Raw genomic sequence first — 15,251 nt, forward strand, 5'->3', positions numbered from 1 at the left:
TATTTATATGATAATTGTTTTAAGGTATGCTAAAGGCTAACAGCCAAAAGCTAATAGCGATTTAGATTATCGCCAAGATGTCACTCTCGCGCATCATTAAATAATCTTTACCTTCTAATTTAAGCTCAGTACCACCATACTTTCCGTAAAGTACTGTATCGCCAACTTTTACTGTGATAGGGTCGTCTTTAGTGCCTTTTCCTGCGGCAACTACTGTTCCTCTTTGCGGTTTTTCTTTCGCATTATCTGGAATAATAATACCTGAAGCTGTCTTAGTTTCAGCTTCCATAGGTTCTACAAGAACTCTATCTGCTAACGGTTTAATGTTTAAAGCCATTTGTTATATGTTTTTGGTTATTTAATTATTAATTACGCTCTAGCGTAGTTCGAAAATTATGCCAAGTCAGCACAACTGACAAAGTTTCAGACGTGTTTTCTAGCTATAAAAACAAAAGAAGCCAACTTTAAAAAGTTGGCTTCTTTTATATTTATGTGATCTTACGGTTGTTATTCCGGATCAGTACCATTTGTTGTTGCTGAATCGTCCGCAGTTGCAGGCGCAGTTACAGGCATATTAACTGGTTCATTAGTATCTAAAGCTTTAGATTCTGTACTGCCACCAGAACTTATCGTTAAATTAGATGCTAAAATCAAAATAATTAAAGCTGTTGCTAAAAACCAAGTCGCTTTATCTAAAAAGTCTCCTGTTTTTTTAACACCACCTAGTTGTTGTGTTCCACCACCACCAAAAGATGATGATAATCCTCCACCTTTAGGGTTTTGTACCATAACTACTACGACGAGTAAAAAGGCAATGATTACGATTAGTACTAAAAATATTGTAAATGCACTCATGTTATTAGGTATTATGATCTCTTAATTCTTTTGTCAATTTTATTTGGTGTGCAAAGAAACTACTTTTTTCTGGATATTTCAAACTTAAAATTTTGTAAGATTGAATTGCTTTATCATAGTTCTTTTGCTCTAGGTAAATTCTAGCTAAAGTTTCGGTCATTAAACTGTCTGAAACTGTATCGTCATTATTCACCAGTTTCGGTTTAGGCGCATTATCAGAAATGGGTTTTATTTTCGGATTCTCATTAATAAATTTATCAATTATAGCCAATTTGTCTTCAAGTGGAGTAGTGCGACTCGCTTCCGAAGGATGAAGTTCAGTTTCAGTTTCATCTCCAGTTTCGGTTTCAACTTCAGCTTCATCTTCGATTTCAACTTCAAGTTCAACGTCATCCCTTACTATGGGTTTAAAGCTGGTAATTTTAAGCCATTCTGTGAACGAATGATTTTCAGACTTATCAAACTCTAAAGGTTTGCCAATATTGAGTTGTTTTTCTACGGTAATATTCTCAACGTCTACAGCGATAATAGAATCTTCAATTTTTGGATCTTCTAATTTTATTTCAGGAAGTGGTTTAGCTTCAAATAATTGCGGATCTAAAACTCCTTCTGTAGCTTTAATTTGTTCTTTTAAAGCATCGTCAATAGTAACGCTTTTATTTACAGAAATATCATCTACGGCATTGACTTCAATAGCTTTTACATATTCTGAATTTTGTTTAATCTGATCTGATATTTCATTTTGATTAAACTCAGCTGAGGTTATATAATCAAATAATACGCTACGATCTGTGGTGTGAGCCGCTGTAATTTTTAACGCATTATTGTATTTGTAGCTTTCTTTTTGTTTTAGACCTTTTAGATACAACGCTTGTAAGGGCTGAAAATAAGGATAATCTTTAATGGCAGCCGCAAGAACGTCGGTTTGAGAGGCTGTAACGGCTTCTGGATGTTGTAATAAATAAGTGAGTTCTTGAAGTTGCATAATTTACCAATCTGCTAATGAAGCGTTAAGAATATCTTGGGTGAGACGATCAAAAATTTCTTCGAAAGCGGTATCTCTAATACTTCCTGTAAGTTGATCGTTTGCAGGATAATCGTAAAAGAAAGAAAAGCGTTGTTCAAAACTTTTTTCGTCGTTTTTAGTATTTATATAACGGACGTTTACTCCTATAGTTAATCGGTTTTGCGCTGCTGTATTTTGCGCTGTAGCTGTCATTGGTGCTATTCTGTATTCCACGATTTCACCTTCGTAAATGACTTCTCCACCAGTATTTACCAAATCTGCACTGGTTTGATTGACAATAAGATCTTGCAGTGCATTAGTGAATTGTATGTCTAAACCAGGTTCTATTAATTCCGCATTATTTTGAAAAAAATTTACCTGAAACGTGTCTGGTGTTTCTGTAATACCAGTAAATGAATACTTGACTTTGCAGCCTACGATTAAGACACAAATAAAAATAGCAGTAATATAATGTATAGGCTTCATATGTGTTTTCTATTAAAATCAATAAACACTAAAACTTAAAAATTCAGTGTTTCTTATTTTAACGTTCCTAAATTTATCTTAAAGATCAAACTGTTTAATCTTTCGGTAAAGTGTGCGCTCGCTAATCCCTAATTCCGCAGCAGCTAATTTGCGTTTTCCACTATGGCGTTCTAAAGATTTTTTAATCAATTCTAATTCCTTATCGTGTAAAGATAGGGTTTCCTCTTCTTCTATTTCTTCAGCAAAATGATATTTATCATCAGTATCTTGTTCGGTAGTATCATCAACTTCAGAATGTTCAGGAATGGCTAAAACTTCTAAATTTTCTATGGACGAATCAAAATCATCATCCTTGTCTTCACCATAAATTTTCTGAATTAAATGCTCATTATCTTTTTGAACTTCAGAACTACTTCCTGTTTCCATAAGTTTCATCGTCAACTTTTTGAGATCGTTAAGATCACTTTTCATATCGAATAATACTTTATATAAAATTTCGCGTTCGCTACTAAAATCACTTTCAGATTTAGAATTGTTAACAACGGCTGGTAAATTACTGCCTGTTTCTGGAAGGTAGTTTTTAATAGTAGCACTGTTAATGGTACGATGTTGTTCTAAAACAGAGACTTGTTCTGCAACGTTACGCAGTTGACGTATATTTCCATTCCAACGAAATTTCACCAATAAATGAATAGCATCATCTGTTAACTTTACCGTTGGCATTTTATATTTTAAGGCAAAGTCGCTCGCAAATTTCCTAAATAATAAATGAATGTCTTCTTTTCGCTCTCTAAGTGGTGGCAGATTGATTTCTATAGTGCTTAATCTGTAATATAAATCTTCTCTAAATTTTTCTTTCTTAATGGCTTCAAACATGTTAACGTTTGTGGCAGCTACGATTCTAACATCCGTTTTCTGAACCTTGCTAGAACCCACTTTAATAAATTCGCCATTTTCTAAAACACGCAGCAAGCGCACTTGTGTCGTTAAAGGTAATTCACCAACTTCATCTAAAAATATAGTGCCACCATCTGCGACTTCAAAATAACCAGATCGTGTAGATGTTGCTCCTGTAAAAGCTCCTTTTTCGTGTCCGAAGAGTTCACTATCAATAGTTCCCTCAGGTATAGCACCACAGTTAACGGCAATATATTTACCGTGTTTTCTGTGTGATAATTGGTGTATTATTTTAGGAATACTTTCTTTGCCAACACCACTTTCACCAGTAACCAATACTGAAATATCTGTTGGAGACACTTGTATCGCTTTTTCTATAGAGCGATTCAGTTTAGCGTCGTTACCAATAATACCGAAACGTTGTTTTATGGCTTGAATAGATTCCATGCTAATTTCCCATCAACAAGGGTCATTGTTTTTTAATTAATTAATATTTGTGTTGTCTAATGTGCTACTAATACCTTGTAATCGTTTAATTCACGTAATCGAATAATTCGTCGATTTGAAAAGATATTCCGGAATCAAAACCATAAGCAATGGTTCTGTTTGTAATCCTTCCCACGGTGTTGTATTCTAAATTAAAAGTGAAGCTTTGACCATTAAAGGTGCCAGCTCTCCAATTATTAGTAGAAAGAAATTGTGCTATTTGTGGCCCAATTTCATCAGAATAGTCATCCCTTAAAAAATTTAAAAGGTAATTATCTTCATAGACTACTTTTAGTGGGTTGAGTTGATTGTCATACACATAGGTGTTATTGCTTTGTATTTCTAAAACTGCAACACTTCCTGTAATATTTCCATTGTTATCATACGTTATGGTTTCTGTTTGAATTGGGACACCATCATCAAAAGATGCTTTTGAAATAATACGGTCAGAAGCATCTACAGTAAACACTGTTGTAATGGTAGAACCAACTTCTTCTCTGGTGATGGTATTAGCATCGTAAGTGAAGTTATAGTTGAAATTGTCATCTTCATCTTCAGTATACTCATAAGTGATGTTAGAGATGACTCCGTTGGTATACGTTATGATATACTCATTAGTTGTAACTCCAGCCTGATTTACAGAAATATCACTAATAATTTGCCCTGACGTATTACGTGTAATTACTTGATTTTCTTCTACAAAAGGACTTCCGCTTACAGATACTTTATTAATGCCTGAGTCAATTTTATTGTTTACAATAATCAAGTCCGATTTGGTAACGGTTTCAATAGGAGTACCAAAAAAAGAGAAGCTAATATTTGTGTCGAGTTGGTATAGTTCTAAGGTGAGATCGTCACTTTCGCTACCAGAGTTTCCTCCATTATTGTTGCCTCCTTGTGGATCTACTAAATCCGGATCAAGCGGTTCTATATTACAAGCGGTCACTAAAGTTAGGGCAAATAAGATTAATGCTAATTTTTTCATATAAATTTTGTTTTTCTTTTAATTAAGTTTTGAATAATCAATGGCCTCACCAATAAGAGTGGCACTTGTACAGTCTGTAATATGCACATTAACTAAATCACCGACTTTATAATGTGCTTTTGGGAAAACGGCAACCGTATTATCTGAGGTTCTTCCAGACCATTGTAAATCTGATTTTTTAGAGGCTTTTTCTATAAGGACTTCAACCGTTTTATTAAGATGTTTACGCGTGTTAATTTCGCTATACTTACGTTCTAACTGTATAATTTCTTTAAGACGACGTTTTTTTATGTTTTCAGGGACATCATCTTCCATTTTACGTCCAGCCAGTGTTCCTGGTCGTTCAGAATAGGTGAACATATAACCAAAGTTATATTTAACATATTCCATTAAACTCAATGTGTCTTGGTGATCTTCTTCAGTTTCTGTTGGGAAACCTGCTATTAAATCGACACTAATAGAACATTCTGGGATAAGGCGTTTAATGTTGTCTACAAGTTGAAAATATTCTTCTCTTGTGTGTAAGCGATTCATTTCTTTTAAAATACGATCGCTTCCGCTTTGCACTGGTAAATGAATATGTTTACAAATATTATCGTATTTCGCCATGGTTTCAATCACATCCATGGTAAAATCTTGAGGATTTGAGGTTGAAAATCGAATACGCATTTTAGGTTGGGCTTTCGCGCACAACTCTAAAAGGTTTGCAAAGTTAACAGCTGTTGCTTTTTGAAAGTCAGTAGCTTTATCAAAATCCTTCTTTAAGCCGCCTCCATACCATAAGTAGCTGTCTACATTTTGCCCTAAAAGTGTAATTTCTTTAAAACCTTTAGACCATAAATCATTTACTTCTTCAATAATACTTTGCGGATCTCTACTGCGCTCACGTCCTCTTGTAAAAGGTACAACACAGAAGGTGCACATATTATCACAGCCACGTGTAATAGAGACAAAAGCGGTTACACCATTACTATTAAGACGTACTGGCGAAATATCTCCGTAAGTTTCGTCTTTAGAAAGGATAACGTTTATAGCATCTCGTCCTTCGTCAACTTCGGCTAGTAGATTCGGTAAATCTTTATAAGCATCTGGGCCTACAACTAAATCTACAATTTTTTCTTCATCTAAAAATTTGGTTTTCAGTCGTTCTGCCATGCATCCTAAAACACCAACCTTCATTTTTGGGTTGGTACGCTTTACCGCATTGTAGTGCTGTAGACGTTTTCTAACTGTTTGTTCTGCTTTATCTCTTATAGAACAAGTGTTTACCAAAACAAGATCTGCTTCTTCAAGCGTTTGTGTGGTATTAAAGCCTTGTTCAGAAAGAATAGAAGCTACAATTTCACTATCACTAAAATTCATGGCGCAACCATAACTCTCAATAAATAGTTTACGTTTGTTTTCTTTTTTATGAGCTATAACTAAGGATTCCCCTTGTTTGTTTTCGTCTATAATTTTTTCCATAACATTTCCCGTAATCACGGAAATCTAGTCTTTGTAGTAATTTGATCAAAAAGCATACAAAGATAATATTATTTTAGAGATTGTGACAAAGTGGCAGTTATAATTTAGTTAAGTGTTGTTTTTAAGATATCAATACTAGTGCTCTTTATGATTGCTTTCTTTTGTTTAGCTCGAATTTAGATTGACTTTTTTCTTGACTTTCTAATAAAAATAGAGTTCTTTTGATAATCTAACTAAATTGATAAACGATGACGACCTCTCAAATACTAGATCGAATTGAAAACGCGAAAGCTTTAGATTTTGGAACGATTTTTAACCAATCTATTGAGCTATTCAAAAAAGTCTGGGTACAAGGTTTAGTCCTTTTATTACTAAACATTGTATTAGCCATACCAATTTTTATGATCGTTTATATTCCGATTGTAATACTAGGATTAGCAACTGCTTTTACTCTCGATTCAACTACTGATTTTAGTGGGTCTTATGGTGGAGCAGGTATGAGTGTGATCTTAGTTTTATTCTTAATTGTAGTGTATTTGTTTTTAATTATTGCCATGAGCACACTCGCTTTAGGTTTACGGGCTTCTTTTTATAGAATATGTCAATTTAAAGACCTAAACGAATTAGGGAAAGAAGATTATTTGTACTTCTTTAAAAAACCATATTTAGGTAAAACGATGAAGTTAGCTAGCGCAGTGATATTAATTTCTGTTGTGGCTTCAATGTTGTGCTTTTTTCCTTTAATTTATGCTATTGTACCATTATCATTTATGACTGTGGTTTATGCTTTTAATCCAGATTTATCCGTGTCTGATATAGTGAAAGTGTCTTTTAACTTGGGCAATAAAAAATGGCTAATTTCATTTGGTCTTATTATCATTTCAGCATTTTTAGCTGGTATATTTGGTTTTTTAATGTGTGGAATTGGTATTTATATCACAGCGTCTTTAAGTTATCTGCCTTCTTATTTTATTTACAAGGACGTGGTCGGCTTTGATGATAATAACGATCAATTAAAACGTATTGAGCAATTAACCATTGAATAACATAGTAGATATAGGCTTTTTGTAACCTTCACATCGATAAGAACCAATTAATTGAACGATAAGAAAACGACAATATAATTATCATAATCTGTGTGTTAGCACTCGTGTTTTGTTGCAATAACGTTGATAACGACAATACAAGTCTGAAATACTATTTTAATACCATTATAGAGCTAGAACGGTTTCAGGTTTCTTCTGTAAATGCTTTTACAATTACCAATGCCGTTGTAAATGAAGACTGTTTAAAAACAGGACCTAATAAGGATTTATATTTTTTTATAAATAGTATAAGGCTTGTATTCAATAGGCTTCTTTATGTGTTTTGTAGTGCAAAAACCACGATAAAATGTAGTGTATTTACGACCAAATTAGGATTGTAACTTAATTTTCACATACATTTGTAAACGCAAAAATTTAAGAATGTCAAAAAATCTCGTTATTGTTGAGTCACCTGCAAAGGCAAAAACTATTGAAAAATTTTTAGGAAAAGATTATAAGGTAGCCTCTAGTTTTGGACATATTTCCGATCTACCTTCAAAAGAATTGGGTGTCGATGTTGATGGTGATTTTATGCCAAAATATCAAGTTTCAAAAGACAAGAAAGATGTTGTTAAGAAACTAAAAGAATTAGCTAAAAAAGCAGATACTGTTTGGTTAGCAAGTGATGAGGATCGAGAGGGTGAAGCTATTGCATGGCATTTAGCTGAAACATTAAAATTAGATAAAGACAAGACGAAACGTATCGTTTTTCACGAGATTACAAAAACTGCGATACAAAAAGCGATAGAAAATCCAAGAAGCATCGATTATAATTTAGTAGATGCACAACAAGCGAGGCGTGTTTTAGATCGTATTGTAGGTTATGAGTTGTCTCCAGTATTATGGAGAAAAGTAAAAGGAGGCTTATCAGCAGGACGTGTACAATCCGTTTCCGTACGTTTAATTGTAGAACGTGAGCGTGAAGTGCAGGCTTTTGAAGCACAAGCCTCTTTTAGAATAGATGCAGAATTTACGACACAAAACGGAAGTTCGTTTAAAGCAAAATTGCCTAAGAATTTTAATTCAGAAAAAGAAGCCTTAAAATTTTTAAATGCAAATATTGACGCATCTTACGAAATATCAGATTTACAAAAGAAACCAGCAAAAAAATCACCTGCTGCACCATTTACCACATCAACACTGCAGCAAGAAGCGTCACGTAAATTAGGTTACTCAGTAAGTAGAACCATGAGCAACGCGCAACGTTTATACGAAGCTGGTTTTATTACGTATATGAGAACCGATAGTGTTAATCTATCTAACGAAGCTAAGAAAGGAGCTGAAAATGAAATCACATCTGCTTACGGAGCAGAATACAGTAATCCAAAAAACTATAAAGGGAAATCGAAAGGTGCACAAGAGGCACACGAAGCTATTAGACCAACCGATTTTTCAAATCATACCGTAAATGCAGAGCGCGATCAGGCACGATTGTACGATTTAATTTGGAAACGTTCTATCGCCTCTCAAATGAGTGACGCTAAATTAGAACGTACCAATCTTAAAGTTCAAATTAACAGTGCATCGAAAGTTTCAGAACAATTCACAGCTTCTGGCGAGATCATCACTTTTGAAGGATTTTTAAAAGTCTATTTAGAAGGTACAGATGATGAAGATACAGAGCAAGAAGGTATCTTACCAGATTTAAAAATTGGTGAAGCGCTTCAAAATAAATACATTACAGCAACGGAACGCTTTTCTAGACCACCATCACGCTTTACAGAAGCATCCTTAGTAAAACGTTTGGAAGAATTAGGTATTGGTCGTCCATCTACATATGCACCGACCATTTCAACCATTCAGAATAGAAATTACGTTGAGAAAGGAACAAATGAAGGTGATGAAAGAAAGTACAAACAGCTGGTTTTAAAAGATCAGAAAGTAAAAGAAAATGCACTTTCAGAACAAACAGGGTCTAATAAAGGAAAATTAGTACCTACTGATATTGGTATGATTGTTACAGATTTTCTTGTCAATCATTTTGAAAGTATTCTCGATTATAATTTTACAGCAAAAGTCGAAGCGAGTTTCGATGATATTGCAGAAGGAAAAGAAGATTGGAGAGAAATGATGAAAGATTTTTACAAAGGCTTTCATCCACAAGTTGAAGATGTGCAAGAAAATGCGGAACGCGAATCTGGCGAACGTATCTTAGGGACAGATCCAAAAACAGGAAGAACCGTTTTGGTGCGTTTGGGTAAATTTGGACCATTAGTGCAATTAGGGACACCAGATGATGAAGAAAAATCTCAGTTTGCCAGTTTATCACCAGATCAACAATTAAGTTCTATTACGTTTGAAGAAGCTATGGACTTATTTAAACTTCCAAAAGCTTTAGGACATTATAAAGAAGAAGAAGTTGAGGTGAATAACGGCCGTTTTGGGCCGTATATAAAGTTTGGTAAAAAATTCGTGTCCTTACCAAAAGGTGTCGATCCTTTGAGTGTAGAATTAGACGAAGCGCTAGTTTACATTAAAGAAAAGGAATTAGCCGATGCTCCTATATATATGTATCAGGATTTAGAGGTGACTAAAGGTAAAGGTCGTTTTGGACCATTTATAAAGTGGAACAACTTATTCATCAATGTTAATAAAAAGTACGATTGGGATAATCTCTCTGAGGAAGATATCGTGACTTTAATTGACGAGAAAATTCAGAAAGAAATTGATAAGGTCATCCACAATTGGGAAGATGAAGGTGTAAGAGTTGAGAAAGCAAGATGGGGAAGACACAATATTATAAAGGGAAAGCAAAAAGTAGAGTTGGCTAAAACAGTTGACGTGAGTAAAATGACTTTAGCCAAAGCAGAAGCATTACTCGAAAAGAATGCGCCTAAAAAGAAGGCAACAAAAAAGAAAACGACAAAGAAAGCCGCTCCGAAAAAAACAACAGCTAAAAAGAAAGTCGCTACTAAAAAGAAGTAATCCACTATGAATTTTAATTTTCTTACGCCTATATCAGATGCGGTTTTAGCTCATAACGAACTAACAGCGCTGCAAGCGCTAGGGAAAAAAATCAAAGTACATTCGCGTCAAAATGGTATTCCAGATTTGGAAGATGTACAAATGGCAATTATAGGAGTTAAAGAAAATAGAAACGATGTTAATTTCATTGGTAATACTATCAACTTCGATTCCATCCGAAAAACACTCTACACATTATTTCCTGGTAATTGGCATACAACACTTGCCGATCTTGGAGATATTGAGCCAGGTGAGACTGTAGAAGACACCTATTTTGCAATTCGTACGGCAATTTCAGTTTTAGTCGAAAAAAATATCATTCCAATTATCTTAGGAGGGAGTCAAGATTTAACTTATGCTAATTATCGTGCTTACGATTCTATATTACCAATGGTAAATATTGTGAGTGTGGATACTAACTTCGATTTAGGAGATGCTAATCTTCCTATAAAAAATAATAGCTACGTTGGTAAGGTGATTGTTGAAGAGCCTTATAATTTATTCAATTACTCTACTATTGGCTATCAAACCTATTTTAATTCCCAAGAAGAAATAGATCTTATAGAGAAGTTATATTTTGAAGCGTACCGTTTAGGTGAAATTTCAGGAGACATTAATAAAGTAGAACCTTTAATGCGCGATGCTCATATTGTCTCTGTAGATTTAAAATCGGTGAGAGCCGCAGAAGTAAGCGATAATCAGAAGTATTCTCCAAATGGTTTTTCAGGAAAGGAAATTTGTGCCATTAGTAGGTATGCAGGTATTAGTAATAAGGTATCGTCTTTTGGTATATACGAATATAATGGTTCCAAGAACGATAGTGCGACTTCAATGTTGGTAGCGCAAATGATTTGGTATTTTATAGAAGGAGTGAATTGTAGAGTGAAAGATGACGAATTTAATAACGAAAATCAGTATCAAAAGTATAACGTCTTAGTAGAAGATGACGAATTAATTTTCTATAAGAGTTTAAAAACGGGTCGATGGTGGATAGAAATTCCATTTTTACCAAACGTTAATAATAAATTAAAAAAGCACACGTTATTACCTTGCATGCATTCCGATTATGTGCATGCAACCCAAGGTGAAATACCAGAACGCTGGTATAAAGCCTACAGGAAGAATAGCTTTTAAATTGTGCACTTTATCTGATTTTAACAGTTTTTTAATCGATGAAATGCCTTTTTTAAGGGTGAAATGCAAAAAAAATACAAAAAAAGTTGTTTATTCGGAATTATATAAATATGTTTACGACCTCAAAAATAATAAGGACTAATTTAACCTATAGTTACTATGAATATTAAGAAGTTTATTTTATTAACCGCAGTACTAGTTTTGGTAGCCAGTTGTAATTCTGGAGATCGAGGACAGTTAGTAGGTGTAAAAGGTAAAGCGTGGCATCCCGAAAAGCCCTACGGAATGACATTAGTACCTGGTGGAGCTTTTATTATGGGTAAATCAGATGATGATTTAGCTGGCGTACAAGATGCTCCAACCAAGACAGCGACAGTTCGTGCATTTTATATGGACGAAACCGAAATCACAAATAGCGAATATCGTCAATTTGTGGAATGGGTAAGAGATTCAACATTAAGATTAAAATTAGCTGAGATGGCTGATTTAGAAGGTAAGACAGCTGGCAGTGGAGACATTGGTGAGTTTGCTTATTTAGATTCAGATCCAAATAATCTTAATGCTTACGAGAGTTACATGGTCAATACTTATGGTAATGAGCAACGTAAAATTAATCGTGATGTAGAATTGTATTACAATACGGATGATTATCCAGACGAATTGTATGCAGAGGTTATGGATGGTATGTATTTGCCTTTAGAAGAATCTTATAATGGACAACGTACTTGGGATGTGAAGCAATTCAAATTTCAGTATACATACATGGAAATTGCTAAGGCGGCTAAAAACAGAGGCTTAAAGCGTTCTGAAGTTATTGTACAGCAAGAAGTGGAAATTTATCCAGATACTACCGCTTGGATTAGAGATTTCGCTTATTCATATAATGAGCCAATGCACAACGATTATTTCTGGCACGATGCTTATGGAGCATATCCTGTAGTAGGTGTGTCTTGGAAACAAGCACAAGCGTTCTGTCAGTGGAGAACTTTATATCATAATGCTGATAGAAAGAAAAGAGGAAGACATGCCGTAAACTCATACAGATTGCCATCTGAGGCAGAATGGGAATACGCAGCACGTGGAGGTTTGCAAGGAGCAACGTATCCTTGGGGAGGGCCTTACACTAAGAATGATAGAGGTTGTTTCATGGCTAACTTTAAACCTTTAAGAGGTGATTATGCAGCAGATCAAGCTTTATATACGGTTGAAGCTGATGCTTACGATCCTAATGATTTTAACTTGTACAACATGGCAGGTAATGTATCAGAATGGGTAAACGGTTCTTATGATCCTGCATCTTATGAGTATGCATCTTCAATCAATCCTAATGTAAACGATCCTAACAATGCACGTAAAGTGGTTAGAGGAGGCTCTTGGAAAGATGTTGCTTACTTCTTACAAGTAAGTTCTAGAGATTACGAATATGCAGATTCTGCACGAAGCTATATCGGTTTTAGAACAGTTCAAGATTATATGGGAACTGAGGTCACTAAAAACGCAGCAACAAACTAAAAAAATTAAAACTTAACTTAAACTAAATATTAATCCAGATCGAGCAAAACTTAACCAGAAGCTCCATCAAAAACAAAAAATTAAAATCATGGCAAAAAAGAAATTATCAACGATGAATATGGTCTATGGACTAGGAGCAGCAATTGTAATTATTGGAGCATTATTCAAAATTCAACACTGGCCTTATGGATCGCTTATTCTTACTATAGGTATGATTGTTGAAGCTATTGTATTTACAATATCAGCTTTCGAAAAACAAGGAGACGATTTAGATTGGTCTTTAGTATATCCAGAATTAGCTGGTGGTCAATCAGTAGGTGGTAAAAAGAAAATTGAAGCACCTAAAGATGCTGAAGGTTTATTATCTAAAAAATTAGACAATTTATTAAAAGATGCTAAAATTGATGGTGCGCTTATGGCGAGCTTAGGCGATAGCATTAAAAACTTTGAAGGTGCAGCAAAAGGTATTTCTCCAACTATAGATGGTATGCAAGCGCAGAAAAAATACAGTGAAGAAATGTCATTAGCAGCAGCGCAAATGGAATCTTTAAATAGCCTTTACAAAGTACAGATGGAAAGTGCAAACCGTCAAGCAGCTATTAACGAAGAAGCTGTTGAAAATGCAACTAAGTTAAAAGAACAAATGCAATCCTTAGCGTCTAACTTATCATCTTTAAATGGTGTATATGGTGGTATGTTATCTGCAATGAACAAAAACTAATTGGTTTTTATAATCATATAATTAATAATTAAAAACTAGTTAGAAATGGCAGGAGGAAAACAGTCCGCAAGGCAAAAAATGATTAACCTAATGTATTTGGTATTTATTGCGATGATCGCAATGACCATGTCAAAAGAAGTATTATCTGCATTCGGTTTAATGAACACAAAATTTGTTGACGCAAATGAATTGGCAACAACTGCTAACTCGGGAATTTTACAACAATTAAATTCACAAGCAGAAGAAAAGCCAGAATCGTTTGCAGCAGCAAATCAGAAAGCAAAGCAAATTAGTATTATATCCGATGAGTTTTATAAGTTTTTAGAAACTGTAAAAGAAAAAGATATTGTACTAGCTGGTAAGTATGAGAGAGAAGAAAACGGCGAGCTTCCTTATGAAGCAATGGATAAAGGCGATAAGCTGAATGAACTTTGGTTTACAGGAGACCGTTATACTAAAAGAGGTGACGAGATTGTTGCCGCAATTGAGAAGTATAAAAATGATATCAAGGCTGTAATTCCAAGTGAAGGAAAGTGGCAACCAGTTATCGATGGTTTTGAAAAGCGTTTTTCTTTGGAGCCTATAGTTGACGGTGAAGGAGTTAAAAAGAAATGGTTAGATTATCATTTTCAAGGTTTCCCAGCAATTGCGTCTTATACCAAGTTAACAGCAATGCAAAATGATGTTAAGGCTACAGAAACCAATATCTATAATGGATTTCTTGGTAACCTTGTTAGCTCAGCAACATCATTAAAAAACTATCAAGCTATTGTTTTAGCTGATAAGTCTGCGTTTTTTGCAGGTGAAAAATTCCAAGGACGTGTCGTATTAGGAAAATATGCTAACGTAACACCTACAAAATTGGTTGTGCAAGGTCAAGAGATTGATTTAACGAAAAATATTGATTCAACAGGTGCGGCAAAATTAGATTTTACTGTAGGTAATGTTGGTGAACAAAGTATTGAAGGTCAGTTTACATTCTTAGAAGATGGTAAGCCATTAGATATTCCAATTATAGGAAACTATGTGGTAGTGCCAAGACCAAACTCTGCAACAATATCTGCAGACAAGATGAACGTTGTTTATCGTGGTGTTGCTAATCCAATGACGATTTCTTTTGCTGGAGTACCAGATAATAAAGTGTCTGCTAGTGGTTCAGGTTTATCTAAAGCTTCAGGTACTGGTAAATATGTTATGAACCCAGGTACTGGTAGAGAAGTCACTATTAATGTGTCTGCTACTTTAGATGACGGTTCTAGAGCAAGCGATCAGCAAACGTTTAGAATTAAAGATATTCCAAAACCGACCGGAACAATTTCTGGTAAGGATGGTATTGTAAAATTACCAAAGCGTAATTTAGAGATTGGTACTATTGGTGCAGAATTAAATGATTTCGTGTTCGATTTACCAATCAACGTTACATCGTTTAAAATAAAAGTTCCTGGTCAGCCAACAGTTGCTGTTGCAGGTACTAAAATGAATAGCCAAGCGAAATCTGCCATTGGTAGAGCACGTAAAGGTGATGTAGTCACAATTTTTGATATTCAGGCGAAGATAACTGGTAATGCTAAATACAGATTAAAAGGTGTATCACCTGTAGCTGTAGAAGTAACCAACTAAGCCATAATCAACAAAAGTTACTGTAAAAGAAAATCC

The 15,251-nt window shown here is 34.5% G+C and carries 13 protein-coding genes; 6 read left to right on the forward strand and 7 right to left on the reverse strand.

What is annotated here, in order from left to right:
* Window positions 1–61 precede the first annotated feature (61 nt).
* From groES to miaB, 7 genes are all read right to left on the reverse strand, one after another.
* Window positions 62–337 carry a co-chaperone GroES gene (gene groES, locus AB8B52_RS03435; RefSeq protein ID WP_406025272.1) on the reverse strand — a complete coding sequence of 92 codons (276 nt, stop codon included), beginning with the start codon at window positions 335–337 and terminating at the stop codon, window positions 62–64.
* Between the two features lie 170 nt (window positions 338–507).
* Window positions 508–855: a preprotein translocase subunit SecG gene (gene secG / locus AB8B52_RS03440; protein WP_406025274.1), complete on the reverse strand. Its 348-nt coding sequence runs from the start codon at window positions 853–855 to the stop codon at window positions 508–510.
* Window positions 856–859: 4 nt separating this feature from the next.
* Window positions 860–1,840: a hypothetical protein gene (locus tag AB8B52_RS03445; RefSeq protein ID WP_406025276.1), complete on the reverse strand. Its 981-nt coding sequence runs from the start codon at window positions 1,838–1,840 to the stop codon at window positions 860–862.
* Window positions 1,841–1,843: 3 nt separating this feature from the next.
* On the reverse strand, window positions 1,844–2,347 hold the full coding sequence (locus AB8B52_RS03450) for an LptE family protein (RefSeq protein WP_406025278.1): 504 nt from the start codon (window positions 2,345–2,347) through the stop codon (window positions 1,844–1,846).
* 78 nt (window positions 2,348–2,425) lie between these two features.
* A complete protein-coding gene (locus AB8B52_RS03455; RefSeq protein ID WP_406025279.1) occupies window positions 2,426–3,691 on the reverse strand; it encodes a sigma 54-interacting transcriptional regulator in 1,266 nt (421 codons plus the stop codon).
* Between the two features lie 85 nt (window positions 3,692–3,776).
* Window positions 3,777–4,715 carry a hypothetical protein gene (locus tag AB8B52_RS03460; RefSeq protein WP_406025281.1) on the reverse strand — a complete coding sequence of 313 codons (939 nt, stop codon included), beginning with the start codon at window positions 4,713–4,715 and terminating at the stop codon, window positions 3,777–3,779.
* 18 nt (window positions 4,716–4,733) lie between these two features.
* Window positions 4,734–6,179: a tRNA (N6-isopentenyl adenosine(37)-C2)-methylthiotransferase MiaB gene (miaB, locus tag AB8B52_RS03465; RefSeq protein ID WP_406025283.1), complete on the reverse strand. Its 1,446-nt coding sequence runs from the start codon at window positions 6,177–6,179 to the stop codon at window positions 4,734–4,736.
* 248 nt (window positions 6,180–6,427) lie between these two features.
* Between miaB and AB8B52_RS03470 the strand changes: the two genes are divergently transcribed.
* The 6 genes from AB8B52_RS03470 (at window position 6,428) to gldM (ending at window position 15,215) form a co-directional block, all read left to right on the forward strand.
* On the forward strand, window positions 6,428–7,225 hold the full coding sequence (locus AB8B52_RS03470) for a hypothetical protein (protein WP_406025285.1): 798 nt from the start codon (window positions 6,428–6,430) through the stop codon (window positions 7,223–7,225).
* 420 nt (window positions 7,226–7,645) lie between these two features.
* Window positions 7,646–10,189 carry a type I DNA topoisomerase gene (gene topA, locus AB8B52_RS03475; RefSeq protein ID WP_406025287.1) on the forward strand — a complete coding sequence of 848 codons (2,544 nt, stop codon included), beginning with the start codon at window positions 7,646–7,648 and terminating at the stop codon, window positions 10,187–10,189.
* A gap of 6 nt (window positions 10,190–10,195) precedes the next feature.
* Window positions 10,196–11,362, forward strand: coding sequence for a formimidoylglutamase (locus tag AB8B52_RS03480; protein WP_406025289.1), 1,167 nt, complete (start codon window positions 10,196–10,198; stop codon window positions 11,360–11,362).
* A gap of 159 nt (window positions 11,363–11,521) precedes the next feature.
* Window positions 11,522–12,874 (forward strand): gliding motility lipoprotein GldK, encoded by a 1,353-nt coding sequence (gldK, locus tag AB8B52_RS03485; protein WP_406025291.1) that lies wholly within the window; start codon window positions 11,522–11,524, stop codon window positions 12,872–12,874.
* Between the two features lie 88 nt (window positions 12,875–12,962).
* Complete coding sequence (gene gldL / locus AB8B52_RS03490; protein ID WP_406025293.1) at window positions 12,963–13,595, forward strand: gliding motility protein GldL; 633 nt, start codon at window positions 12,963–12,965, stop codon at window positions 13,593–13,595.
* 45 nt (window positions 13,596–13,640) lie between these two features.
* A complete protein-coding gene (gene gldM, locus AB8B52_RS03495) occupies window positions 13,641–15,215 on the forward strand; it encodes a gliding motility protein GldM (protein ID WP_406025295.1) in 1,575 nt (524 codons plus the stop codon).
* Window positions 15,216–15,251 lie beyond the last annotated feature (36 nt).

The organism is Winogradskyella sp. (assembly GCF_045105575.1).
In the GTDB taxonomy this organism is placed as follows: Bacteria; Bacteroidota; Bacteroidia; order Flavobacteriales; family Flavobacteriaceae; genus Winogradskyella.

Coding starts and splice junctions, on each gene's coding strand:
- groES (WP_406025272.1), bottom strand. CDS start 337: ATGGCTTTAAACATTAAACCGTTAGCAGATAGAGTTCTTGTAGAACCT.
- secG (WP_406025274.1), bottom strand. CDS start 855: ATGAGTGCATTTACAATATTTTTAGTACTAATCGTAATCATTGCCTTT.
- AB8B52_RS03445 (WP_406025276.1), bottom strand. CDS start 1,840: ATGCAACTTCAAGAACTCACTTATTTATTACAACATCCAGAAGCCGTT.
- AB8B52_RS03450 (WP_406025278.1), bottom strand. CDS start 2,347: ATGAAGCCTATACATTATATTACTGCTATTTTTATTTGTGTCTTAATC.
- AB8B52_RS03455 (WP_406025279.1), bottom strand. CDS start 3,691: ATGGAATCTATTCAAGCCATAAAACAACGTTTCGGTATTATTGGTAAC.
- AB8B52_RS03460 (WP_406025281.1), bottom strand. CDS start 4,715: ATGAAAAAATTAGCATTAATCTTATTTGCCCTAACTTTAGTGACCGCT.
- miaB (WP_406025283.1), bottom strand. CDS start 6,179: ATGGAAAAAATTATAGACGAAAACAAACAAGGGGAATCCTTAGTTATA.
- AB8B52_RS03470 (WP_406025285.1), top strand. CDS start 6,428: ATGACGACCTCTCAAATACTAGATCGAATTGAAAACGCGAAAGCTTTA.
- topA (WP_406025287.1), top strand. CDS start 7,646: ATGTCAAAAAATCTCGTTATTGTTGAGTCACCTGCAAAGGCAAAAACT.
- AB8B52_RS03480 (WP_406025289.1), top strand. CDS start 10,196: ATGAATTTTAATTTTCTTACGCCTATATCAGATGCGGTTTTAGCTCAT.
- gldK (WP_406025291.1), top strand. CDS start 11,522: ATGAATATTAAGAAGTTTATTTTATTAACCGCAGTACTAGTTTTGGTA.
- gldL (WP_406025293.1), top strand. CDS start 12,963: ATGGCAAAAAAGAAATTATCAACGATGAATATGGTCTATGGACTAGGA.
- gldM (WP_406025295.1), top strand. CDS start 13,641: ATGGCAGGAGGAAAACAGTCCGCAAGGCAAAAAATGATTAACCTAATG.